The organism is Neisseria sp. P0021.S007 (assembly GCF_051956855.1).
Genome location: NZ_JBQCXA010001414.1, coordinates 1 through 485 on the forward strand (window position 1 = coordinate 1; position 485 = coordinate 485).

Genomic DNA, 485 nt, shown 5'->3' on the forward strand with positions numbered 1-485 from the left:
GTTCAAAAACCTGCCGGTATTGTTCCAAAACTCAATTTCCGCAGGCGGTATTATGGCGGTATTGTTGAACTTGGTTTTGCCGGAAGATAAAACCGATAAAGCGGTTAAGGTTGAAACCGACAGTTTGGATCACTAAGCAAGCTTTATTCAAAGGCCGTCTGAAGTTTCAGACGGCCTTTGGTTTTTCGGCTATAATATTGTTTTTGTTTGTTATCCGAGTGGTTCGGATAGCTCTACCCGGAAAGGTTTTATATGACGGTTTATTCACTTTTTATCACTTGTCCTCGCGGTTTGGAAGTGCCTTTGACGCAGGAACTCGAAAATATGGTATGTCAGGATATCCGCGCTGTTGACGGCGGTGTGGCATGTAAAGGCACGATGGAGCAGGTGTATCGCATCAACCTGTATTCGCGCGTTGCCAGCCGTGTTTTGCTGCGCTTGACCAAAGGTGGTTATCGCAATGAACACGATATCTACAAATTGGC

Annotated in this window: 1 pseudogene; it reads left to right on the forward strand. The window is 45.4% G+C overall.

The features are described 5' to 3' along the window. Positions 1-252: 252 nt before the first annotated feature. A pseudogene (locus tag ACTHUR_RS19455) lies at positions 253-485 on the forward strand (class I SAM-dependent RNA methyltransferase); the annotation flags it as partial.